At 68.6% G+C, this 22,343-nt stretch carries 18 protein-coding genes and 2 pseudogenes; 6 read left to right on the top strand and 14 right to left on the bottom strand.

Translation table 11 applies throughout. From position 1 onward, the window contains the following. Positions 1-86 precede the first annotated feature (86 nt). The 4 genes from BLT59_RS01670 to BLT59_RS01655 form a co-directional block, all read right to left on the bottom strand. A complete protein-coding gene (locus BLT59_RS01670; RefSeq protein ID WP_175543905.1) occupies positions 87-2,471 on the bottom strand; it encodes a type IA DNA topoisomerase in 2,385 nt (794 codons plus the stop codon). A 234-nt stretch (positions 2,472-2,705) separates the two neighbouring features. Next, entirely contained in the window at positions 2,706-3,104 is a 399-nt protein-coding gene (locus BLT59_RS01665; protein ID WP_091775572.1) for a group III truncated hemoglobin, read from the bottom strand. A 493-nt stretch (positions 3,105-3,597) separates the two neighbouring features. Next, on the bottom strand, positions 3,598-4,713 hold the full coding sequence (locus BLT59_RS01660) for a nickel/cobalt efflux transporter (protein ID WP_091775569.1): 1,116 nt from the start codon (positions 4,711-4,713) through the stop codon (positions 3,598-3,600). Between the two features lie 15 nt (positions 4,714-4,728). Continuing rightward, complete coding sequence (locus tag BLT59_RS01655) at positions 4,729-5,007, bottom strand: metal/formaldehyde-sensitive transcriptional repressor (protein ID WP_091775566.1); 279 nt, start codon at positions 5,005-5,007, stop codon at positions 4,729-4,731. Between the two features lie 83 nt (positions 5,008-5,090). Between BLT59_RS01655 and BLT59_RS01650 the strand changes: the two genes are divergently transcribed. The 3 genes from BLT59_RS01650 (at position 5,091) to BLT59_RS01640 (ending at position 8,334) form a co-directional block, all read left to right on the top strand. After that, positions 5,091-5,306, top strand: coding sequence for a DUF1289 domain-containing protein (locus BLT59_RS01650; RefSeq protein WP_091775564.1), 216 nt, complete (start codon positions 5,091-5,093; stop codon positions 5,304-5,306). A 372-nt stretch (positions 5,307-5,678) separates the two neighbouring features. Beyond that, the gene (locus tag BLT59_RS01645; RefSeq protein WP_091775791.1) at positions 5,679-6,461 is read left to right on the top strand and encodes an alpha/beta fold hydrolase; all 783 of its coding nucleotides are present in this window, start codon (positions 5,679-5,681) and stop codon (positions 6,459-6,461) included. 175 nt (positions 6,462-6,636) lie between these two features. Then, positions 6,637-8,334 (top strand): IlvD/Edd family dehydratase, encoded by a 1,698-nt coding sequence (locus BLT59_RS01640; RefSeq protein ID WP_091775561.1) that lies wholly within the window; start codon positions 6,637-6,639, stop codon positions 8,332-8,334. Between the two features lie 389 nt (positions 8,335-8,723). Here BLT59_RS01640 and BLT59_RS01635 read toward each other — a convergent pair whose 3' ends face one another. Continuing rightward, positions 8,724-10,049 (bottom strand): FAD-binding oxidoreductase, encoded by a 1,326-nt coding sequence (locus BLT59_RS01635; RefSeq protein WP_244513782.1) that lies wholly within the window; start codon positions 10,047-10,049, stop codon positions 8,724-8,726. A gap of 171 nt (positions 10,050-10,220) precedes the next feature. Then, positions 10,221-10,703, bottom strand: coding sequence for a nucleoside deaminase (locus BLT59_RS01630; RefSeq protein WP_091775558.1), 483 nt, complete (start codon positions 10,701-10,703; stop codon positions 10,221-10,223). A gap of 1,408 nt (positions 10,704-12,111) precedes the next feature. Between BLT59_RS01630 and BLT59_RS01620 the strand changes: the two genes are divergently transcribed. Together BLT59_RS01620 and BLT59_RS01615 are read left to right on the top strand one after the other, a co-directional pair. After that, positions 12,112-13,068 (top strand): antibiotic biosynthesis monooxygenase, encoded by a 957-nt coding sequence (locus tag BLT59_RS01620; protein WP_091775552.1) that lies wholly within the window; start codon positions 12,112-12,114, stop codon positions 13,066-13,068. A gap of 104 nt (positions 13,069-13,172) precedes the next feature. After that, complete coding sequence (locus BLT59_RS01615) at positions 13,173-14,294, top strand: hypothetical protein (protein ID WP_244513781.1); 1,122 nt, start codon at positions 13,173-13,175, stop codon at positions 14,292-14,294. 42 nt (positions 14,295-14,336) lie between these two features. Here the strand turns inward: BLT59_RS01615 and glnT are convergent, their stop codons facing one another. The 6 genes and pseudogenes from glnT to BLT59_RS01585 form a co-directional block, all read right to left on the bottom strand. Continuing rightward, on the bottom strand, positions 14,337-15,635 hold the full coding sequence (gene glnT, locus BLT59_RS01610) for a type III glutamate--ammonia ligase (protein WP_091775549.1): 1,299 nt from the start codon (positions 15,633-15,635) through the stop codon (positions 14,337-14,339). Positions 15,636-15,734: 99 nt separating this feature from the next. Further along, entirely contained in the window at positions 15,735-17,063 is a 1,329-nt protein-coding gene (locus BLT59_RS01605; RefSeq protein WP_091775546.1) for an FMN-binding glutamate synthase family protein, read from the bottom strand. Beyond that, positions 17,063-17,752, bottom strand: a complete 690-nt coding sequence (locus BLT59_RS01600) for a GltB/FmdC/FwdC-like GXGXG domain-containing protein (RefSeq protein ID WP_091775543.1) — start codon at positions 17,750-17,752, stop codon at positions 17,063-17,065. The genes BLT59_RS01605 and BLT59_RS01600 overlap by 1 nt, the downstream gene beginning before the upstream one ends. Further along, positions 17,752-18,645, bottom strand: coding sequence for a class II glutamine amidotransferase (locus BLT59_RS01595; RefSeq protein WP_091775540.1), 894 nt, complete (start codon positions 18,643-18,645; stop codon positions 17,752-17,754). The genes BLT59_RS01600 and BLT59_RS01595 overlap by 1 nt, the downstream gene beginning before the upstream one ends. 151 nt (positions 18,646-18,796) lie before the next feature. Then, positions 18,797-19,402: a helix-turn-helix domain-containing protein gene (locus tag BLT59_RS01590; RefSeq protein ID WP_091775537.1), complete on the bottom strand. Its 606-nt coding sequence runs from the start codon at positions 19,400-19,402 to the stop codon at positions 18,797-18,799. A 118-nt stretch (positions 19,403-19,520) separates the two neighbouring features. After that, a pseudogene (locus BLT59_RS01585) lies at positions 19,521-19,685 on the bottom strand (response regulator); the annotation flags it as partial. Between BLT59_RS01585 and BLT59_RS01580 the strand changes: the two are divergent. Continuing rightward, positions 19,678-20,358, top strand: a pseudogene (locus BLT59_RS01580) (CheB methylesterase domain-containing protein); the annotation flags it as partial. The pseudogenes BLT59_RS01585 and BLT59_RS01580 sit on opposite strands and share 8 nt — an antisense overlap. Before the next feature lie 25 nt (positions 20,359-20,383). On the opposite strand, the gene BLT59_RS01575 reads toward BLT59_RS01580, so the two are convergent. Both BLT59_RS01575 and BLT59_RS01570 read right to left on the bottom strand, forming a co-directional pair. Then, the gene (locus BLT59_RS01575) at positions 20,384-20,749 is read right to left on the bottom strand and encodes a hypothetical protein (protein ID WP_091775534.1); all 366 of its coding nucleotides are present in this window, start codon (positions 20,747-20,749) and stop codon (positions 20,384-20,386) included. A 333-nt stretch (positions 20,750-21,082) separates the two neighbouring features. Then, entirely contained in the window at positions 21,083-22,342 is a 1,260-nt protein-coding gene (locus BLT59_RS01570) for a D-amino acid dehydrogenase (RefSeq protein WP_091775531.1), read from the bottom strand. Between the last annotated feature and the right edge of the window lies 1 nt (position 22,343).

The raw sequence follows: 22,343 nt of genomic DNA, 5'->3' as shown, positions 1-22,343 counted from the left end.
TCTGCAGCGACTGGATACGCGCTTCGCGAGCCATTCGTGGCGTCACGATCGGGAGCCGGAATCCCGGATGCCTGCGCCGGAGCGCGTCAGGCCCGGCGCCGTGCCGCCGCCGCTCGCGCCATCCGAGGCACCCTGCTCCGCCGCTTGTCCCGCTCGGCAGGCGTTTTGCCGTTTGTCGCTCCAGAGCTTGGCTCACCTGTCCGCTGCCGCGGCTGAGAGACATGCGCGTCGAGGAAGCGTCGACAGGCTTCGAAATCCGTTTCGGCCTCAGGCGGACAGGTGAGACCTCGCTGCTCCGCCAGACTGCGTGCGTAGCTGAGCATCGCCGCGCTCGGGATCCGACGGTCGCCGGGTTGGCGGGCATTGTCCGTCTGAGGTGCGCGCGGCCCGGCATGCGTGTCCAGAAACGCCCGGCAGACGCTGATGCTGCTCTTGCAGCCGCGCGGCAGCTTCAAGCCCTTTCGCTCGGCCAAGCTGACCGCGAATGACGTCATGGCCGAGGTCGGCGGCCGATTGTCGGTCTGGCTGGGCGGGATGAGACTCGGATCGAGGCTGAGCGCCGATGAGCTTGAGATCGCGGCGATCAGCTCATCAAGGCGCGCACGGGTGCGCTGCCGGAAGGTGTTCGCGCGCTGAACGGCCTCAGCGCGCGTGGCCGCGCGACCGATCTCCGCCAACTCCGCCTCGAACATGGCGCGCCCGACCGGATCACCGTAGGCCGGGAATACGCGTCGCACCGCCGTGATGAAGGCCAGCCCGACCTCGGTGACTTCGATGGCTGGATCCTTGCCGTTCGCCAGTGTGATGTAGCGGCTCTTCAGGAGCTTGGGGAGGATTGTATCGCGCGTCGCGGCCGTGCCGAGGCCCTTGGGTTCGTTCGGATTGACCGGGTTCTCGAGGGCACGCTTGGCCGCCGGATCATCGACTTGGTCAATCAGCCGACCCATCACCACCGGCAGCTCGCCTCGGGTGATCCGCCGCGGCGGCTCGGTCATGGCGGTGGCGATCTCTGCGCTCGCGGCCGATGCAGCTTCGCCGTCTTCCACGAACGGCAGGCGAGCGGACGTGGCCTCCGCTTCGCGCTTGGCCTTGCCGGGCACGAGGTCGACTTCGAGCTCAGCCTCGCTGCCGTAGACCGCCCGCCAACCCGGAACGCGGATGACGCTGCCGGAGGCGACGAACCGCTTGGAGCCCAGCGTGGTCCCGACCTCGGCCGTCACGCTCGTGCGGGCGTCGATGCCGTCGGGGAGGTGAGCCGCGAGGAAAGCTTTCGCAATGAGGTCCCACAGCCGGAACTGATCGGCTGACAGGCGGCTCTGCTCGGGCACCTTGCGCAAGGGCACGATGGCATGGTGCTCGCCCGGATCCTTGACGTAGTGCCCTTTGGCGCCGCGGCGGATCAGGGGCACATCGGCCTGTGAGATGAGGCTGCGCAGATGGGTCAGCACGGAAGTCACCGCTGCGATCACCGTCGCGGCGTCCGCAGCCTGTCCTTCCGGCAAGTATTCGGATTCGGTGCGCGGGTAGCTGAGGTAGCCCTGATCGTACAGGTCCTGGGCGAGGCCGGCCGTGTGCTGCGGATCCCAGCCGAACCGCTTGGCGCAGCGCCGCGCTAGGGTATCTTTCGAGAACAACCGGGGTGGCGCCCGCCTCACATCCCTGAGATCGACCGCCAGAGGGCCCGACCATGCCGCGGCTGCCGCCCGGATCGTCTCGGCGACCGCCGCGTCGAAGATCCGCTCCTTGGGCGCATGCCACAGGGTCAGTTCGGCACCGGACGGGGTGCCCACGTGCAAGGCGACCTTGAAGAAGTCCTGCGGCACGAAGGATCGGATACGCTCCTCCAGGTCGGCCAGGATGGCGAGGGTGGGCGTCTGAACGCCGCCGAAGCGCCAGGGCTCCCGGAAGGCCGGCGGGCGCAGGCGAAGCGAGATGGCCCGTGTGCCGTTCAGGCCGAGATGGTAGTCCTCGTACTGCCTGCAGAGCGCCTCAAGGTAGGCGGCGTAATCGCGCTCACCCGAGCCCGGCTCTCTGGCCAGGGCGGCGAAGGCGCGGCGGATCGAGACATCATCGAGTGCGCCGAGCTTGAGCCGATCGACCCGGCCGCGCCAGCCGAGGTGCTCCAGAACCTCCCAGGCGATCATCGAGCCCTCGCGCCCGGGATCGGTGGCGATGATCACGCGCTCGACGCCACCCAGCGCTTGCCGGATGGCGGCGATCTTCGGCTCGTGCGACTGGCCGGACCGGTTCGTGCCGCAGCTGACCGGGATCGTGGGAAGCACGATGGGCAATGCGTCGAAGCGCCAGGACTTCCATTCCGGCCGGATGCTGCCCGGCTCCTGGGCCGACAGCAAGTGTCCCTCGGCGGCCACGCAGATCGTGTCCGGCGAGCGGAAGAAGCGCTGCAGCTGCCGCATCGCCGAAGGCTTCTCGAAGAAGAACAGCGTCCGGCCGGAATTCGGAGGTGACATGTCGCTGACCGCGAAGGCATCCGCCACGCCCGACAGATAGTTCACATTTTGTTCTCAGGCAACCGCGCAGGCAATCGCGGGGAAAGGGTGCGAAAGGCCGCGGCTCATGCCGAACGCGAGAGGCTGCCGTCCGCCGGGTTCGGCCCTGAAGGTGCAAGCCGGCGCTGTCGCGGGTAAGACCTCGGTCCTGCGCCCGCACACCGTGCATGAGCGGTCCCGCCGGATCGGCGCGGGTCACTCCGTCTGCGACCCGTGCGTCGAGCTCGGTCGGAAGAACAAGCCGGCCTTCAGACTGTCGCCGATGCGGTGCGCGCGCTCCGCCAAGACGGCAGCGGTTTCAGGCGGAAAGTGTGCCGATGCCGTTGCTTCGAATAGGCCGAGCCATCGTGCAAAATGCTCCGGTTCCAGGCTGCCCAGGGCGACATGTTTGCCGAACGGATTGCCCTTGTACCGGCCTGTCTTGAACAGAACCGATGACCAGAACGCCTGGATGGTCGCCATGTGTCGAGGCCAGTCCGCGTCGGAGATCGCTGCTGCGAAGACGGGGCCGATCAGCCCATCGCCACGTACGCGCGTGTAGAAGGCATCGAGAAAGCGGGTGAGGCTGTCTTCGTCGAGCGTGGCGTCGGGCATGACGATGAGATGCCGGCGGGCGCTGGTCTCTTCAAGGGGAGACAGGACGCCGACCGGGCTGGCGGAGCTGGAGGGAGAGCCTGAGCGTCCAGCCGTAAGCCGGTCTTCGCTGTCCGCGTCGAAATCGTTTCGTCGTACGTCCGCGGTCTTTCGCCGTGGCTCTCATCGATGTGTGCCCTTTATCCCTCTACGGCTCGGACGAACCGGCGGGATCGGATGGAAGCCTGCAACGTGGTGTCCGGCAGTCGACGGCGCCTCTGGACCATCCGCATCTTGTCGTCGAGCCACTAGACGACCGGTCTAGCTGGATCATGTCAGCGCCGTCCGAGCGCGTTCTCCAGAGGCTGGCGAACGCCTGAGGCCAGCGGGTCACGCATCGTGGCGACGAACCCGCGGCGTGTTCGGCATCCCGGCCGAACACGCCGCGGACGTCATGCCGGGAGCAGCCCCGAGGTGCGGTAGCTCTCGATCAGGTTGTCGAAAAGGCCGCACCTTATCCGTGCCTCGGATCCAGCACGAGTGCATGCACGGCATGGCCCTGCTGGATGCCCTGCCAGCCCAGCCAGCCAGTGTAAATGCCGACGAGTACGATCAGCGCGGCCGAGGCGTAGGGTGCCTGCCGTGCGAAGGTGCTGAACCCGGCCCAGCGATTGGCGATGTGCTTGACGCTCAACGCCGCGATCACGCCCGCCGACATCATGGTGATCGCCAGGCCGATGCTGAAGGACACCACCAGCACGAAGCCCAGGCTGATCTGCTTCAGCTGGATGCAGAGCAGAAGCACCGTGATCGCCGCCGGGCATGGGATCAGGCCGCCCGTCAGGCCGAACAGAACGATCTGCCCCGTCGTCACCGGCCGCCCCGAGAAGCGACGCCGGATATCGTCTGCATGCGCCCGGGCATGGGCATCATCCTCGTCGCCCAGGTTCAGGTGCCCGTGATCATGGCCGTGCTCCTCGAACGCGACCTCATGGATCTCCACGCCAGCCGATCCTACCAGGGTCAGCCGCGCCGTGAAAGCATGCGGCTCCGGGATCTCCTCCCTGCTCTCCAGGAAATCGCCGCCGTCCGTGAAGGAGAAGGCCTGACGGCCGCCGTCCGGCCGGACCGTTTCAAGAGCAACGCGCTGCGGCGGAGGCAACACGCCCTTGATCCGGCTCAAGCGCCAACGGGGCGGCACGCCGCTCTCGAACACCTCCAACTTGAAAACGCCGTCGCGGGCGGCGACGTGCTTCGCTTCCTCGTGGTGGTGATGCTCGTCACGCGGCTCGCGCCATGTCCGCCACAGCATCCAAAGGGCGATCCCGACGATGATGACGGCGGAGGCGAGCTGGAAGTACGGCTCGCTGGTCTCGCCCCCCCAATGTTGCCCGAGATACTGACCGCCGAGCGCAATGACCCACACGACCGCCGTGTGCGAGAGCGTCGCCGCCAAGCCCAGCAGCACCGCCTGTGTGACGGTGCCGCGCACCGCGATGATGAACGCCGCCATCATCGTCTTCGAGTGACCGGGTTCGAGCCCGTGCAGGGCGCCCAGCAGGATCGCGGTCGGCACGAACAGCCAGGCATGTGCGGTCCCCTGCTGAAGCAGGTCGGTCAACGGCGTCATGGGGCAGACCCCTCGTCACTTGAGGTAGGTGCGAACCACCTCGATCAGCTCGGCCGCACCACGGGCACGCTCGGCGTCTGGCTCGGTGGCCGGGTTCACGACGTGATGGCGGATGTGGTCCTCCATCAGTTCGGCGGTCAGGCCGTTGATGGCGCCACGCATCGAGGCGACGAGCATGAGCACATCGGTGCAGCCGAGTTCGGCCTCCAGAGCGCGCTCGACCGCTTCCGCCTGCCCCCTGATCCGGCGCACGCGGGCGAGCAGCTTCGTCTTGTCCTTGATCGTGTGGCCCATCGGGCGCCCTTCCGTTGATGTGATATAGGGGGGTACCCTATCGGTGTCGAGCCTGATCCTCACCGGGATGACGAGCCCCTACCATGAAGAAGGACGACCCATGCGTCGGCGTCTGCCAGTTCGATGGCCGGACAGGATGGTGCGCGGGTTGCGGCCGCACAATCCCGGAGATCCGGGCATGGCGGAAGATGACGCCCTACCGGCGCGCGAGCCTCATGCGTGAGCTACCCCTTCGGATCACACGGGCCGGCAAGGTGAACCGAGCGCGGCCCAGCTCGGGATTGCCGTCCGCTTCATAGCCGGCGCGCTCATAAGAGGACCGGCGTAAAACCATCGCGCTGCCAGTCCGGGTGCGACCCATGCCGGCCGTTCCGGCAGCTGTCGCCGCTTCCCGACAGCAGCCATCCGTCGGTCGTCCCGCAAGGGCGGCTTCGAGAGGTGAGCCAGGTTATCTCCGCTTCTCCGTTGCTTGCGATGATTGGGCAACACGGTGAGACGAGCGAAGAATATGCCGTACAGCACGCAGGTGCGATCTGCCTGCAGGCCGAGACCGGGGCCGCCGGGTCACGCTCAGGGCGAGCGCCGACGCTCATCGGGCGTATCCGTCCCGCGCCGACGGCGAAGATGGACGGCTTGCCTGCAACTGCCAGCCCGGAACGGAGATGCCCGCCATGATGACCAGGAGAATGCTCGGCCAGACGCTCGTCGCCGGCGCGGCCGCCGCGCTGTTTCCCGCGGAGGCGCCGGCCCAGCAGGATCTGCCGCGTGCGCGCAACGTCGTCCTCGTCCACGGCCTGTTCGCCGATGGGTCGTGCTGGTCGGAGGTCATCCCGCGATTGCAGGCGACGGGCCTGAACGTCACCTCCGTGCAGAACCCGTTGACCACCTTCGAAGAGGCGGTCGCATCCGCACAGCGCGTTCTGTCCCGGCAGGAGGGACCGACGGTCCTCGTCGGCCACTCGTTCTCCGGCATGATCGTGACCGAGGCCGGCGTCGACCCGAAGGTGTCCGCACTCGTCTACGTCGCGGCCCGGGCGCCCGATGCCGGCGAGGATTACACGGCGCTGGCCAAGACCTATCCGACACCGCCCGCCTCGGCGGGGATCCTGTTCGACGGCGACGAGGGACGTCTGAGCGAGGCGGCCTTCCTGAAGGACTTCGCGGGCGACCTGCCGGCGGACCGGGCCAAGGTTCTGTTCGCGGTCCAGCAGCCGTTCCACAAGGCGTTGTTGACGGGGAGGACGACCCAGGCGGCTTGGCGATCAAAGCCGAGCTTCTATGCGGTGTCGACCGAGGACCGGACCATCAACCCGGACCTCGAACGGTTCATGGCCAAGCGCATGAACGCGCGGATCGTGGAACTCAAGGCGAGCCACCTGTCCCTGATCTCGCATGCCCAGGACATCGCGGACCTCATCCTTGAGGCTGCCGGCCAACCACGAGCACGACGCTGACCGGACGAGCCCTCGCAGGCTGAGCCACGGCGCGAATGCGCCGGGCTGACAGGACCGGGATGATGCGCGTATTCGAGGATCTGCTCGACATGCGCTTCAGAAGCCGGGATCCCGGCGGCCGCTGCAACAGACCGGACGGCCGGGCCACCCGGTCCGATCGCGCGAGGAAACGACCATGACCGACGAACCGCACGGCTTCGACCGCGGCCTGACCAATTACGGCGACCGCGACTTCGCCCGCTACCTGCGCCGCTCCTTCGCGCGCTCGATGGGCATCTCGGTCGGCCTGCTGGACAAACCTGTGGTCGGCATCGCCATGACGCCGTCGGGCTTCAACAATTGCCACCGCGGCATGTCCGACCTGGTGGAGGCGGTCTCCCGCGGCGTGCTGGCGGCCGGCGCCCTGCCGCGGCCGTTCCCCACCGTGTCGCTCGGCGAGGTTTTCCTCAACCCGACCAGCATGATGTACCGCAACCTCATGGCCATGGACACGGAGGAGATGATCCAGGCCCAGCCGATGGACGCGGTCGTGCTGATCGGCGGCTGCGACAAGACCGTGCCGGCCCAGCTCATGGGCGCGGCCTCCGCCGACCTGCCGGCGATCCAGCTCGTGACCGGACCGATGTCGACGGGCCGCCACAAGGGCCAGCGGCTCGGCGCCTGCACGGATTGCCGGGGCTTCTGGGCGAAGTACCGGGCCGGCACCGTCGATGCCGAGGAGATTGCCGAGGTCGAGGGACGGTTGTCGGTGACCCAGGGCACCTGCGCCGTGATGGGCACAGCCTCTACCATGGCGTGCATCGCCGAGGCTCTGGGCATGTCGCTGCCGGGCACCGCGGCGATCCCGGCGGTGCATTCCGACCGCCTGGTCGCCGCCGAGGAGACCGGCCGGGCTGCGGTGCGGCTGATCCGCTCGAAGGTCCGGCCCTCTCAGGTCATCACCGAGAAGTCGGTGGAGAACGCGATCCGGGTGCTGATGGCGGTCTCGGGCTCGACCAACGCCATCGTGCACCTCACCGCCATCGCCGGACGGCTCGGCATTCGCATCCCCTACGAGCGCTTCAACCAGATCTCGGAGGAGACCCCGGTGCTGGTCGACCTGAAGCCGGTGGGTGAGGGCTACATGGAGGATTTCCACGCCGCCGGCGGCATGGGCGCGCTGCTGCGCGAACTGCGCCCGCTCCTCCACCTCGATACTGTGGACGTGGAGGGCCGCACGCTGGCCGAGCGCCTGGACGAGCCTGTCGGCTGGGTCGACCGAGCGGTGATCCGCGCCTCCGACAACCCGGTTTCGGCCGTGGGCGGGCTGGTGGCGCTCACCGGCAACCTCGCCCCCGAGGGCGCGATCTTCAAGCGGGCGGCCGCGACCCCGCAGCTGTTCGAATCCGAGGGGCGGGCGGTGGTGTTCACCGGTCTGGAGGATCTGAGCCGGCGGATCGACGATCCCGATCTCGACGTGGCGCCGGGGGATGTGCTGGTCCTGCAGAATGCCGGGCCGCACGCGGCCGGCATGCCGGAGGCGGGCTATCTGCCGATCCCCAAGAAGCTCGCCCGGGCGGGGGTGAAGGACATGGTGCGCATCTCCGACGCGCGGATGTCGGGCACGGCCTTCGGATCGATCGTGCTGCACGTGGCGCCCGAAGCCGCAATCGGCGGCCCGCTCGCGGCGGTGCGTGACGGGGACCGGATCCGCCTGTCGATCCGGGACAAGCGGATCGACCTGCTGGTCGAGGCCGACGAGATCGCCCGGCGGCTCGCCGACCACCGGCCGCCGCCGGTTCCGGCCCGGGGCTACAAGGCCCTCTATCGGCGCAGCGTCACGCAGGCGCCGGAGGGCTGCGACTTCGACTTCCTCGCGAAGGCCGAGGGCTGAGAGAAGCGGAGCCGGCCTTCCGACCTGGACCAGGGGACGACCACGGCGGACATCTTCGATCCCACCCCAGCCGCGGCGCTGCGCGCCGACCTGTGGTCCAGAAGGCGACCGATCGGCGCGACGCCGCCCGGACTTGGCCGCGCGATGGAGGAGGGCTACGCCATCCAGGACGCCGCATCGCCAAACGCGGCGAGCCCGTCGCCGGCTGCACGCTCGGCTTCGGTAGCGCTTCGTCGGCGCCACCCTTGCACGCGGCGGTCCGCACGATGCGGCGGTGGCGCCGAAATCGGCCGTTTCATCGCCCCTGTTGGATTAGGCCGACGACGTCGACGATCCAGGCTCGGAGACCATGACGAGCGGTCCCGCATTTCCCGGCGCGAGGACCGATCCTATCGGGCATCCCGCTCGGGCTCGGCGGTGAGGCCGTCGAAATAGTCAAAGAACACGCGGTCCGGATCATATCGGTCGCGCAGGCCGCACAGCTTCTGCCACTTCTCGGGCGTGAAAGCCTGGGCGACGATGTCGGGCTGCTCGACCGTGTTCGTCTCGCCGATGTAGTAGCCGACGTTGAACGGCTTCAGAGCGGTGATTACCGCCTGATGCCATGCGGCATTGGCCTGATCGGCCTCCGCCTCGTGCCACATCGTCCAGGGCCCGCCATAGACCTTGGAACTGACCGACCGGGCCATGTTTTTCTGCGGCCCCGGGACGTTGGGTCCGCAGAAGATCGTCGAGAGGAACACCGAGGTCGCCGAAGGCGCGCTGTGCCAGAGCGGCAGGATCGCTGCCATCAGCGCGCCGGGACTATGATTGGAATAGGCCGCCTCGACCCGAGACCGCACGCCTTCCGGGAAGAGCGCGCCGGAGGCGTCGAAGAGCTGCTCGAAATCGAGGGGTGTGGCCCGTGAACACGACAGCGGCTCGACCGGAACGTCATCCAGCGGATGGAGCGCGCGCCGGGCCGCCTCCGGGCTGTCCTCGAAGGCCGTCGCGGTGACCATGCAGACCCAGCCGTTCTGGCCAGCCGCGACCTCCGCCAGCGCGGGGGGCGCCTTGACGATGAACTGGGTCAGCTCGACGCTGGGCGCGATGCGCGGCGCGGCCGTCCCGAGCCACGTGCCGACGGCCGGCGCATCCTCGAGGCGATAGAAATACGTACTGCCGTGAATGGCCTTTGGCAGGGCGTGGAGCTTCAGGAAATACTTCGTGACGACACCGAAGTAGCCCGAACCGGCGCCGCGCGCGGCCCAGAAGAAATCCGCGTTCTCGGTCTCGCTCGCCCGGATCAACGCACCCTGTGCGGTGACCAGTTCGATCGCGTCCAGGCTCTCGGTGCCGTAACCCCAGACGGTGGGGTTCCAGGCCATGCCGCCGCCGAGGAAGTAGCCGCTCGCCTTCACCTGCGGACAATGGCCGGTCGGGAAGGCGAGGCCGTGGGCGTTGAGAGCCTTCTGGATCTCGCGATTGCTGAGAATGGGTTGGATGACGGCCCTGCGATCCTCGACATCGATCGAGATAATCTTGTTGAGGCTCTCGAGGTCGATCAGGATGCCGCCGTTGCGCAGGCTCGGCTGGCACCAATTATGGCCACCGCCGCGGACGACCACCTTGAGGCCATGCGCGCGGGCGAACTTGACCGTGGCAATGATGTCGTCTTCGTCGGCCGCCTTCACGATCATCTGCGGCGCCCGGTCGGGGATCAGTCTGTTCCACAACTTCCCATGAAGGGCGTCCAGGAAGCGGGCATCGCCCGCGCCGATGACAGGGCCCCTGCAGACGTTCCTCAGGTTCTCAATATTCATGGCCGCGCACTGCATAAGGGAGGGCCCGCTCAGGCGAGGCGGCCTGAGCGGGCGTTGAACAATGGACGGCCCGTCGATGCGGCCTCAGTAGGGGACGCGGTCCGCCTTCTCGGCGTACTTCTTCCACACCTCGACGGCCTCTTCGCGCATGATCTGCTGGGTCGGGATCGAGCGCTCGCCGACATCCTTCTTAAGTTCCGAATAGATCATGCTGTCGTCGAAGCCGCCGTATTGCAGGGCATCCTCGACTTGGGCCGCGTAGTAGACATTCTTGATTCCGGCCCAATAGGCGGCCGCCATGCACATGGGGCACGGCTCGGCGCTGGTATAAAGCGTTGCGTTCCGAAGCTTGAAGCTGCCCTGCGACTTGCAGGCCTTGCGGATGGCCTCGATCTCGCCGTGCCAGGTCGGATCGTTCTCGGCGACGACGCGATTGGCGCCCTCGGCGATGATCTCGCCGTCCTGGACGATCACGCAGCCGAACACGCCGCCGGCGCTGTCGACCAGCGACGTCTTCTCCGACAGGGCGATCGCCCGGGCCATGAAGTGCTCGTGGTTGTCAGACATGGGATCCTCTGTCGTGGAAAATCTGTTTGAATGTTCGAGATTGTGAGCCGTGATGAGTTAACGGCCGATGCTCGACGACATCTTTTGTGTGGGTCGGCACTAGACTTTGTGCAGCATGATTAAAAACCGCGGTTGTTCCAGCCGATATGACTTTCGGTTCGAGCCGTCTTGCCGCGCGGATCTGAGGAACGGCGCGAGTCGAGGTGGGCCTATGGTCGCGACCGGCCGGCACGGACAGGCCTCCGCGATCATCGGTCACGCGGATTGGACCGTCCCGCTGGAACCGTGCTCCCCGCGAAGCGCATCTTCATCAGCACATGGCCGACGGCCACGATCCGATTGTGACAGGAATAGACAGGGCTCACGGATCGCCGTCAACGCCGCCCAGCAATCGCTCGCGGTGGAATTGTAAATATTTACGAATGCAATAATGCGAGAGAAAATGCTTGATCGCTATCGTCGACACGGCGGCTCTTGCTGCACATCTGTCGTTTTACGGCGACAGCGGCGCCCGGCGTCGGGCCGGCAGCATGCGGGCTGAGACGCAGGGACAAGAAAAAATCATTCGCCTCGTCGAGGCCGTCCACGGCGACCCCAACCCTCCCGGCCGCGCCTGTGAGGTCCGGGCAGGTAGATCGGGACACGAGACGTTACCCGCGTTCAAGCCTCCGGAAAAGATTGGCGCCCTGGGCAGGCAGGCCAATAAAGGCGTCCCTCGCTGCCGGTCCGGCCGGGCCCCTGCCTGTGAGGGGGGCGATGGACGGCGCTGCCCGCAACGCCAAGAGCGGATCCTGCCACAGCACGGCGGTCAGGAGGGGTTGGTCGACGTGCCGGATGGAGCCTGACCGTAGCCTCTCGGAGACGAGCGTCGCCCCCATTTTTCGTTGTCGCTCCGTCCCAACCCGCCGGGATCCGAACTTGGCGCCGGCCGATAAGTTTCGACGTTCCAGGCCGCGAGCGCGTCAGATAAAGAATTTTTCGGCCTCTCGTCTGAAAAGGCGAGCGCTTGGGAAGGTGTATTGTATTTACAATCCAAATACTCGCTTTCCTTTCCAAGGTCTTGACTCTCTGTCGACGTTGCATGTTGATCTATGCTTGCAAGGCAGCGCCGACGTTCGAGCGGCGGAGGCACGATGCAAGACCAATTTTCGGTTGTTTCTCCTCTTGTTTCGCGCAGTGACAGGCTCCTGCGAGTCCGTCGCCGGCTCGGTGTCACGGAATGCGAACCGCTGCTTCCTTCCGCCGGGGGAGGTGCGTGTTCGCGCCCTCGCACCGGCCGGTCTGGCGGCCTCCTGGACGCCCATCGCGGGACCCGCCGGTCGGCGGGCGGGCGCAGTGCGGAGGGCCGTCCGCCACTCCACACGAACGCGCGGGTGCAAGCAGCTGTGCAAGGGAAGCGCGTCGGTTCATGAGCGGTGCCACAACGTCCGTCAGCATCGTGACGCAGACGACCGTCCGGCCGGAGAGCGCGGACGCCTTCGCCCGCTGGCAGGCCGATACCCATGCCGTCGTCGCGACCTTTGCGGGCTTCATCGAGCAGCAGTTGATCCCGCCGCGGCCGCCGCTGCAGGTGGATTGGGTGATCGTGCAGCGGTTCCACAGTCTGGAGCAGGCACAGGCTTGGCTGGCCTCGCCCCAGAGGCAGGCGCGCATCGAGGGCGCGACGCCGATGCTCGTGGGCCGCGACGACGTCCACATCGTCAAGGACGACGCCAGTGCGGCCCGCACGTCGCCGGTCAGCACGGTGATCAGCACCCGCGTGAAGCCCGGCCTGGAGGCCGCCTATCTCAAGTGGGAACAGAAGATCGCCGCCGCGCAGTCCAGGGCGCCCGGCATGCAAGGCTATCGGTTCGAGCCGGCAGTGCCGGGGGTGCAGGAGGATTACGTCGCGATCCTGCGCTTCGACAGCGAGGCGAACCTGCAGATCTGGATGGACTCGCCCGAGCGCCAGGCCCTGGTCGCGGAAGCGGCCCCCCTGACCGCGGAATACCACACGCGGACGGTGCAGAGCGGCTTCGAACAATGGTTCCGCAACGTCGCGCCAGACGGGGGGGCGGCCCCCGCGGCGTGGAAGATGAACATGATCGTCGTACTGACACTCTACCCGACTGTGTTCCTGTGGGGGGTCCTGATCGGCACGCCGATCCTCTCCGGGATGCTGAAGGTGGATTTCCCGGTCGCCCTGTTCATCGGCAACGTGTTCAGCGTGCTCCTCACCTCGCAGATGGTGCCCTGGACGGCCAAGCGGCTAAGCTGGTGGCTGTCGCCGGATCCGGCACGGCGGGCGCGGGTCAACCTGCAGGGCGCAGCGCTGCTGATCGCCGCCTACGCACTCATGATCCTCGTGTTCTGGAAGCTGTTTTGACCGGCGTGGCATCCGGGCCGGCGCGGCTCGCGCGCGACCGCGCCCCGGCCGCCGCGCGGCGTCGTACCGGGAAAGGGCGCCTCACGCTCCGACCGGTGTCCCGGGTGAGCCCGCTCTCGGCGGCGGGGCTGCTGATCCTGGCGGGCGCATCCGCGCTGCTCGGGCCGGCCTGCGCTGAGCCTGCCCCGGCTCCGGTCGTCACCGGGGATGTGGACGGGACGCGCGTTCCGGCGGCGCCGACCCCGGCCCGCGCGAAGCGCCAGGAGGCCGGCATTTCCGTCGCGGCCGCCACCGTGATGGCGGCGCCTCCGCCCTCGTTCCTCAGCTTCTCCGACACGGTGGTGAGCTACCGGTTTCAGGGGCCGTCAGCGGAACCCGGGCTCTTCGTGAGGCGCCCCAACGGCACGGCGCGGGGCGGGTTCGCGCCGCGCGAGGTGCCGAAGACCGTCATCAACTTCTTCCACGCCAACAGCTGGGCGTACGGAACCAACCTCATCTCCCTCGACATCCTCAGGTCTGGGTCGCAGGATCCGGCGGGCGACAAGGAGCGCCCGTTCAAGGATTACGGCGCCACCGAGGTCTACCTGATCTACCGGGGCGTCCTGAGCCTCAACAAGATCTTCGAGACCGAGTCCATCGCGATTCCCGGGTTCGTCAAAGACGTCGGCCTGTCGTTCGGCGCCGATATCAACACCAAGAACACGTATTTCGACGCCGAGAAGCGGGCCGGCACGTTCGGCCTGAGCTTCGCCTTCGACGTGCCGGCCGGCTTCGTGAACCTGAAGGTCCAGGGCTACAAGGACTTCTCGCGCAACGGCTTCGCCGGGAACGGGCCCACGCCGGGCATCCCCGGGAACGGTGCCGTGCCGGATTTCGACTACGCGCATTTCCGCAGTGTCGAGTTCAAGATGACACCGGAATTCGAGATCACCTACACGATTCCACTGCCGTTCACCGGGCTGCCGCTCTCGCTTGCCGGCTTCAACACCATCGTTCTACCCAAGGGGCGCTACGGCACGATCAACCAGAACGACACGCAACTGGAGTTCGTCTCACAGACCAATCTGGTCCTGGATGTCGGGCAACTGCTTGCCGATACGCCCAACCGGGTCGAGATCTTCGCCGGGTTTCAGTACTGGCACAACAAGTTCGGCGCCGATCCGCGGCGCACCATCAACACCGAGGAGAAGGCGCTGATCGCGGGCGTCGCCTATCATCTGAAATGAGCCGGTCCGTCGTGATCCGTGCAGTGCCCCTTGCCGGTGGCGTCAGCAATCCAGAGTCGTGTCGCGCTCCCACTGGGTGAGGTGCTGGCAATAGGCGGTCCACTCCTCGTTCTTCAGCTTGAGATAGCTCGGCACGAAGGGGCCCAGGGCCTCGCCCAGGATCGCGTTGCCCGACAGGGCGCGCAGGGCGTCCAGCATGTTGAGGGGCAGCCGCTTCAGGCCCTCGACCGTGTGGCCCTCGGTGTACATGTTGATGTCGAGCCGCGGGCCCGGATCTCGATGGTTGCGGATCCCGTCGAGGCCGGCCGCCAGGAGCGCGGCCTGGAGGAGATACGGGTTGACGGCCCCGTCGGCGAGGCGGAATTCGAACCGACCCGGCCCGGGAATCCGGATCATGTGGGTGCGGTTGTTGCCCGAATAGGTCACCGTATTGGGGGCCCAGGTCGCCCCCGAATTGGTCCGGGGCGCGTTGATCCGCTTGTAGGAATTGACGCAGGGGTTGGTGATCGCCGCCAGCGCGTCGGCCGAATGGATCAAGCCGCCGATGAAGTGGTAGCCCGTCGGCGACAAGCCGACCGCGTCGGACGGATCGGCGAAGATGTTCTCCTCGTTCCGCCAGAGGGAGACGTGGGCGTGGCAGCCCGAGCCGGTCAGGTCCGCGAACGGCTTGGGCATGAAGGTCGCGCGCAGGCCGTGCTTCTCGGCGATCGAGCGGGTCATGTACTTGAAGAACGCGTGCCGATCGGCGGTGACGAGGGCGTCGGCGTAGTCCCAGTTCATCTCGAACTGGCCGTTCGCGTCCTCGTGGTCGTTCTGGTAGGGATTCCAGCCGAGGGCGAGCATCGCGTCGCAGATCTCGCTGATCACGTCGTAGCGCCGCATCAGCGCCGACTGGTCGTAGCACGGCTTCATCTGCCGGTCGGACATGTCGGCGGGCTCGGCGCCGTCGGCGGTGATCAGGAAGAACTCGCACTCGACCCCGGTCTTCATCCGCAGACCGAGATCCGCCGCCTCCCCGATCAGGCGCTTGAGCAGGTTGCGGGGCGCCTGGTCCACGGGGCGCTCGTCCATGACGAGGTCGGCCGGCAGCCAGCCGACCTCGGGGCGCCAGGGCAGCTGGATCAGCGCGTCCGCGTCGGGGATTGCGAGGAGGTCGGAATCGGCCGGGCTCATGTCGAGCCAGGTGGCGAAGCCCGCGAACCCGGCGCCGCTGCGGCAGGTGCTGGCGATCGCCGCGGCCGGGACGAGCTTGGCGCGCTGCGTCCCGAACAGGTCGGTGTACGAGACGAGGAAGTACTTGATGCCGCGCTCCTTGGCGGCGGTCTCGAGATCGAGCGACATCGCATGCACCCTCACTAGGGCCGACGAGGGCCGGAACGGGGGAGGGGTCGCCGGTCGGCAGCCCCTGTCTATCGGAGTGCGACCGTCAGGGCGCGGCTGTCACAGGCCGGCCTTGCCGGGGATCCAGTCGGTCCCGGCGAGGGGGACTTGCGCCATGGCCGCGGCCTCGATCGTCAGGGCGACGAGGTCCTCGGGCTCCAGGTTGTGGAGGTGGCTCTTGCCGCAGGCGCGGGCGATGGTCTGCGCCTCCAGGGTCATGACGGCGAGGAAGTTGGCGAGGCGCCGTCCACCGAGCACGGGGTCGAGCCGCCGGGCGAGCTCCGGATCCTGCGTGGTAATCCCCGCCGGATCCTTGCCCTCGTGCCAGTCGTCGTAGGCGCCCGCCGTGGTGCCGAGCGCCGCGTACTCGGCCTCCCAGCGGGGATCGTTGTCGCCGAGCGCGATCAGCGCCGCGGTGCCGATCGCCACCGCGTCGGCGCCGAGCGCCAGCACCTTGGCGACGTCGGCGCCGGAGCGGATACCGCCGGAGACCACCAGCTGGACCTTCCGGTGGAGGCCGAGATCCTGGAGGGCCTGCACGGCCGGCCGGATCGCTGCCAGGGTCGGGATGCCGACATGCTCGATGAACACGTCCTGCGTGGCCGCGGTACCGCCCTGCATGCCGTCCAGCACGACGACGTCCGCGCCGGACTTCGCGGCGAGCGCGGTGTCGTAATAGGGGCGGCTCGCGCCGACCTTCACGTAGATCGGCTTCTCCCAGTCGGTGATCTCGCGCAGCTCCTCGAGCTTGATCGCGAGGTCGTCCGGTCCGGTCCAGTCCGGGTGGCGGCAGGCCGAGCGCTGGTCGATGCCCGGCGGCAGGCAACGCATCCCGGCGACCCGCTCGGTGATCTTCTGCCCGAGCAGCATGCCGCCGCCGCCGGGCTTGGCGCCCTGGCCGATCACCATCTCGATGGCGTCGGCCCGGCGCAGGTCGTCCGGGTTCATGCCGTAGCGGGACGGCAGGTACTGGTAGACCAGGGTCTGCGAGTGGCCCCGCTCCTCCGGGGTCATGCCGCCGTCGCCCGTGGTGGTCGAGGTCCCGGCGAGGCTCGCGCCGCGCCCGAGGGCCTCCTTGGCGTTGGCCGAGAGGGAGCCGAAGCTCATGCCGGCGATGGTCACCGGGGTCTTCAGGCGGATCGGCTTCGAGGCGAAGCGGTCGCCCAGCACCACCTCGGTGCCGCACCGCTCGCGGTAGCCCTCCAGCGGGTAGCGGCTGATCGAGGCACCGAGGAACAGCAGGTCGTCGAGATGCGGGAGCGCGCGCTTCGCGCCGGCGCCGCGGATGTCGTAGATGCCGGTCGCCGCCGCCCGGCGGATCTCCGCCATGACCTCGGGAGTGAAGGTCGCCGAGGTGCGCGGCACCGTGCGCGGGGGCGTCTCGGCCATCAGTAGGCTCCGGCGTTGTCGACGTGGAAGTGGTAGAGGCTGCGCGCGGACCCGTAGCGGCGGAACTCGCCCGGATCGACCTCGCCCGCGAGGCCCGCCTCCTTGAGCTTGGCGAAGAGCTGTTCCCGGTGCGCGTCGCCCATCGGCTTCTCGACGCAGTCGGCGCCCAGGCTCGTCACCGCGCCGCGGATATAGAGCCGGGCCTCGTAGAGCGAGTCGCCCAGCGCCTCGCCGGCATCGCCCAGCACCGTCAGGGTTCCGGCCTGGGCCATGAAGGCCGACATGTGGCCGATCGACCCCTTCACGAGGATGTCGACCCCCTTCATCGAGATGCCGCAGCGCGCCCCGGCATTGCCGTCGATCAGGAGCAGCCCTCCCTGGGCGGTGGCCCCGGCCGACTGGCTGGCGTCGCCGCGCACGTGCACGACGCCCGACATCATGTTCTCGGCCACGCCGACCCCGGCATTGCCGCCGATCACGACGGTGGCCTGCTTGTTCATGCCGGCGCAGTAGTAGCCGGCGTTGCCGTCGATCTCGACGTGGATCGGGGCGTCGAGGCCCGCCGCGATGGCGTGCCGGCCGTCCGGATTCACGACCGTCCAGCGGGTCTCGTTCGTGTCGGGGCGCAGGGCGTGGAGGGCGCGGTTCAGGGCACGCAGCGGCTCGGCGCGCAGGTCGACGGTCGGCATCAATGGCGCTCCCAGGCGTAGACCTTGGCGGGCTCCGGCTCGAAGACCCGGGCGCTCTCGATGCCGGGCAGGCCGACGAGGGCGCGGTACTCGGAGCCGAAGGCCACGTAGGCGTCCGTCTCGGCCATGACGGCGGGCTTGCAGGCGATCGGGTCGCGCAGGACCGCGAAGCCCGTCCGGGTGCCGACCACGAAGGTGAAGAACCCGTCGAGATCGGTCAGGCTCGCCTGCAGGGCCTGTTCGAGGGAGGCGCCGGCGCGCATCCGCCAGCTCAGGTAGCCGGCGGCGACCTCGGTGTCGTTGCTGGTGGCGAAGCGTATCCCCTCTCGGCGCAGCCGCCGGCGCAGGTCGTTGTGGTTCGACAGGGAGCCGTTATGGACGAGGCACTCGTCGAGCCCCGTCGAGAAGGGATGGGCGCCGTTCGTGGTCACGGCGCTCTCGGTGGCCATGCGGGTGTGGCCGATACCGTGGCTGCCCGCCATGCCGGCGAGGTCGAAGCGGTCCGCCACCGCGGCGGGCAGGCCCACCTCCTTGTAGATCTCCATCCGCCGGCCCGCTGAGACGACGTCGATCTCCGGCGCGTGGTCGGCGAGCCAGGCGCGGACCGCGTCCGCCGCCGCCGCGTCTACGGTCAGCACCGTGTGGGTGTCCCGCGCGCGCGCCGCGCAGGCCTGGACGGTCGCAGCCTCGAGCCGGGTCACGACGGTCGCCAGGGCCCTCGCGTCCGCCCCGCGCAAGGTGAGCTTCACCCCCGCGGCGGCGTCGCCGTAGACGGCGAAGCCGGCGCTGTCGGGGCCGCGATCGGTCATCGTCTCCAACATCGTGGAGAGCAGCGCGCCGAGCTGCGGTTCCAGGCTCGGAGCCTTCAGGAATAGTCCGACGATCCCGCACATGACGCTGCGAACTCCGTGTCGCCTGCCGGCATACGGCTCGCACGGTGCCCCGGATTCGTCAACTGAGGATCACTAAAATTTCTTGCTGAGAAATTAGCCACCGGCTGCGGTGAGGTCGGGCAGGGGGCGCGGCCCGCACGGCGCGGCGCCGTCACTGCCGGGGATAGGCGATGATCGACAGGTAGGTCATCGGCCGCTTGATCAGCGTCTGCGGCCCGTGCAGCGCCTCGGCGTCGAACAGGAGCGCATCGCCCGGCTTCAGGTGGTAATCCTGCCCGGCGTGGCGGTAGCTCACTTCGCCGCTCAGCATGTAGATGAACTCGATGCCCGCGTGGCGGAAGCCGGTATAGACCTCGGCATCCTCCTCCAGGGTGATGAGGTAGGGCTCGAGCACGGTCTCGCCGCGGATGCCGGCGCCGAGCAGTTCGTAGATGTGCCCGACCTTCGTGCCGCGCCGCTCGATGACGACCCCGGTGCCCTTCTTCACGTAGGAGCAGTCGCGGCTCTCCTCGAAGGCGGCGAAGAGGGTGGTGATCGGCACGTTGAGCGCCTTCGCCACCGCGTTGACCGTGGCGAGCGACGGCGAGATCTGCCCGTTCTCGATCTTCGAGACCATGCCGGGCGAGATGCCGGCCGCCGCGCTGAGATCCGCGACCGACAGTTCCCGCTCGCGGCGCAGGGCGCGGACCTGGTGCCCGAGTGCCCGTTCCAGGCTCTTGCCGTCCTCGGTCGGCGCGTTCGAACCGGTATTCAGCATGGCAGGCCCGCGAACTGGAAGACCCCGCGGCCGGAAGCGTCCCGGCCAGTCGATCCACGGTCCATAGCCGATTGCACCGCGTTCCGCAGGCCTGCCGCGCGGCGCCGCGGGGACGGGCTCAGGCGCGGACGAGCTTGCCCACGACGGCGAGCAGCTGCTCGGGCTTGAACGGTTTGGTGATCCAGCCCGTCGCCCCGGCCGCCTTCGCCTGCTGCTTGATCCCCGCGTCGGATTCCGTGCTCAGGAAGAGGATCGGCACGCCCGTGCAGCTCGGCAAGCTGCGCGGGAGCCGGCCGCCCCGGCAACTGGTCGAGGCGAAGCTCTCGGCCGGCGCCGTCCTGCCGCCGCCCGTCCCCGGGCGCGTGGTGGTCGGAGACCGACCGGATCGTCTGCATCGGCGCGTCGACGGGCGGGACGGAAGCGCTGCGCGACGTGCTCGAGGTGCTGCCCGCCGGGTCCCCCTGCCTCGTCACATCGTGCAGCACATTCCGGAGCATTCCACGGCGGCGTTCGCCAAGCGCCTGAACGGCCTCTGCGCGATCACCGTCAAGGAGCCGGAGGACGGCGACCTCGTGATGCGGGGCCGCGCCCTGATCGCCCCCGGCGGGCGCCACCTCATGGTCGAGCGCCGGGGCGGGAGCTACGCGGTCTCAGTGAAGAACGGTCCGCTTGTCGCCCGCCACCGCCCGTCGGTCGACGTGCTGTTCCGCTCGGCCGCCCGGGCGGCGGCCGCGAACGCCCTCGGCATCCTGATGACCGGCATGGGCGATGACGGCGCCAATGGCCTGCTGGAGATGCGCCGGGCCGGGGCGCAGACCGTCGCCCAGGACGAGGCGAGCTGCGTCGTGTTCGGGATGCCCGAGGAGGCGATCGACCGCGGCGCGGCCGCCAAGGTCTTGCCGCTCGAGCAGATTCACCTGGAGATCCGGCGCTTCGGCCTGTCCGCGACGCGCTGAGGCCGGGGTGCGCGCCGGGCCGGACTCAGGACTGGTCGCGTTGCCCGGACTGCGCCTCGGATCTCGCCCGCCGCCCCCGCGCGCGGCTGCGCGCCTGAGCCGCCCCGCGCGGCACCCTGCCGGTGCCCGTCTTCATCGACCTTGCTGCGGGAGACCCCTTGCCGCCGCCGCGGCGCACGCCCGTGTTCGCGCGCTCCGGGCTTCGCGCGCCGCGCGGGGCGACCTGCCCAGGGTAGGGGCCCTCTTCCTGCGGTCCGGCATCCAGCAGGTCCTGAACACCGGGCGGATGATCGGGCACGCGGAACAGGCGGGCCAGCCCGTCGGCGACGCCTCGGAGAACGGCATCCGCCTGCTCGTGATCTTCCTGGCCCTGGACGACGATGAAACTCATCTGCGCACCCGGATCGTTCGTTCAGATCCTCAACTCGACTCGGTGCGAAGGGTTGCCGGGCCTGCCAGAAGTCATCCAGCGATTATGCGAATCCGCACATCATGAACATCATGTAATCAACCGGTGGTCGTACCGCGATGGATAATGAATGATCGTACGGAGCCTCGACGAGATCTCGCGATGACTCGCGGCATGTTTCTCAACGCAGAGTCGGGTCGCGATCTGCGCTCTACGGGGTTGGGTTGTGCTGGTGCGCCACCGCACACGCTGCGCAGCGCGCCGGCGGTTCCATGGTTGCGCGGCTCGCGAGCCGAGCCACCCCGACCGGCCGGCTCACGCAGCGTAGCGGTCGAACGCCAGATCGTCGCTCGCGATCTCCGGGGCCCGGCCGGACACGAGGTCGGCGAGCAGGCGGCCAGAGCCGCAGGCCATCGTCCAGCCGAGGGTGCCGTGACCGGTGTTGGTGAACAGGTTCCCGACCCGCGTGCCCCCGACGATCGGTGTGCCGTCCGGCGTCATCGGCCGCAGGCCGGTCCAGAACGAGGCGCGGTCGAGGTCGCCGCCGGCCGGGAACAGGTCCTGCACCGAGCGCGCGAGGGTCTCGCGGCGCGGCCCGCGCAGGGCGCTGCTGAAGCCGGCGAGCTCGGCCGTGCCGCCGACGCGGATGCGGTCGCCGAGCCGGGTGATCGCGACCTTGTAGGTCTCGTCCATCACCGTCGAGACCGGCGCGGCCTCCGCATCGGTGATCGGCAGGGTCAGGGAATAGCCCTTCACGGGGTAGACCGGCAGCGCGATCCCGAGGGGGCGCAGCAGGGCCGGCGTGTAGCTGCCCAGCGCCGCCACGTAGGCATCCGCCCGCAGAAGCGCACCGTCGGCGGTCTCGACCGCCGTCACCCGGTCGCCGGCGTGATGCAGGCGCGCGATCGCCGTCCCGTAGCGGAAGGTCACGCCGAGGCCCTCGCAGATCGCCGCGAGGCGCTGGGTGAACAGGTGCGCGTCGCCGGTCTCGTCGCCCGGCAGCCGCAGGCCGCCGACGAACACGTCCGGCACGGCGGCGAGCGCCGGCTCGGCACTGATGCAGCCGGCCGGATCCAGCACCGCGTAGGGCACGCCGTAGGCGTCGAGGACGCAGGTGTCGTCGCCGACATGGTCGAGCTGCTTTTGCGTCCGGAAGAGCTGCAGCGTGCCCTTCTCCCGGTGGTCGTAGGCGATGCCCGTCTCGGTGCGCAGGTCGCGCAGTGCGTCGCGGCTGTACTCGGCGAGCCGGACCATGCGGCCCTTGTTCCGCTGGTAGGCCTCCTCGGTGCAGTTCGCGAGCATCCGCGTGAGCCAACCGTAGAGGCGGGGCTCCAGCCGCGGCCAGAGTACCAGCGGCCGGTGCCGCATCATCAGCCACTTGAGCGCCTTCACGGGTATCCCGGGTGCGGCCCAGGGAGCCGAGTAGCCGGGCGAGACCTGCCCGGCATTGGCGAAGCTGGTCTCCAGGCCGGCGCCCGGCTGGCGCTCCAGCACGGTGACCTGATGGCCGGCCCGGGCGAGATAATAGGCCGAGGTGACGCCAACGACGCCGCCGCCGAGGATGATCACGTGCATG

This window comes from Methylobacterium sp. UNC378MF (assembly GCF_900103195.1).
Classification (GTDB): Bacteria; Pseudomonadota; Alphaproteobacteria; order Rhizobiales; family Beijerinckiaceae; genus Methylobacterium.
The sequence above is the reverse complement of the archived record's forward strand: the minus strand, read 5'-3'. Positions and strand labels throughout refer to the sequence as shown.

Excerpts from the sequence above, each read along its gene's own strand:
- glnT (WP_091775549.1), bottom strand. The coding sequence starts at position 15,635 with ATGTCGCTCGATCTCGAGACCGCCGCCAAGGAGCGCGGCATCAAGTAC.
- BLT59_RS01590 (WP_091775537.1), bottom strand. The coding sequence starts at position 19,402 with ATGCTGAATACCGGTTCGAACGCGCCGACCGAGGACGGCAAGAGCCTG.
- BLT59_RS01655 (WP_091775566.1), bottom strand. The coding sequence starts at position 5,007 with ATGGGCCACACGATCAAGGACAAGACGAAGCTGCTCGCCCGCGTGCGC.
- BLT59_RS01630 (WP_091775558.1), bottom strand. The coding sequence starts at position 10,703 with ATGTCTGACAACCACGAGCACTTCATGGCCCGGGCGATCGCCCTGTCG.
- BLT59_RS01665 (WP_091775572.1), bottom strand. The coding sequence starts at position 3,104 with ATGCCCGACGCCACGCTCGACGAAGACAGCCTCACCCGCTTTCTCGAT.
- BLT59_RS01670 (WP_175543905.1), bottom strand. The coding sequence starts at position 2,471 with ATGTCACCTCCGAATTCCGGCCGGACGCTGTTCTTCTTCGAGAAGCCT.
- BLT59_RS01595 (WP_091775540.1), bottom strand. The coding sequence starts at position 18,645 with ATGTGCGGGATCGTCGGACTATTCCTGAAGGCTCCGAGCCTGGAACCG.
- BLT59_RS01575 (WP_091775534.1), bottom strand. The coding sequence starts at position 20,749 with ATGAGTTTCATCGTCGTCCAGGGCCAGGAAGATCACGAGCAGGCGGAT.
- BLT59_RS01570 (WP_091775531.1), bottom strand. The coding sequence starts at position 22,342 with ATGCACGTGATCATCCTCGGCGGCGGCGTCGTTGGCGTCACCTCGGCC.
- BLT59_RS01605 (WP_091775546.1), bottom strand. The coding sequence starts at position 17,063 with ATGGCCGAGACGCCCCCGCGCACGGTGCCGCGCACCTCGGCGACCTTC.
- BLT59_RS01640 (WP_091775561.1), top strand. The coding sequence starts at position 6,637 with ATGACCGACGAACCGCACGGCTTCGACCGCGGCCTGACCAATTACGGC.
- BLT59_RS01650 (WP_091775564.1), top strand. The coding sequence starts at position 5,091 with ATGAAGAAGGACGACCCATGCGTCGGCGTCTGCCAGTTCGATGGCCGG.
- BLT59_RS01645 (WP_091775791.1), top strand. The coding sequence starts at position 5,679 with ATGATGACCAGGAGAATGCTCGGCCAGACGCTCGTCGCCGGCGCGGCC.
- BLT59_RS01620 (WP_091775552.1), top strand. The coding sequence starts at position 12,112 with ATGAGCGGTGCCACAACGTCCGTCAGCATCGTGACGCAGACGACCGTC.
- BLT59_RS01600 (WP_091775543.1), bottom strand. The coding sequence starts at position 17,752 with ATGCCGACCGTCGACCTGCGCGCCGAGCCGCTGCGTGCCCTGAACCGC.
- BLT59_RS01660 (WP_091775569.1), bottom strand. The coding sequence starts at position 4,713 with ATGACGCCGTTGACCGACCTGCTTCAGCAGGGGACCGCACATGCCTGG.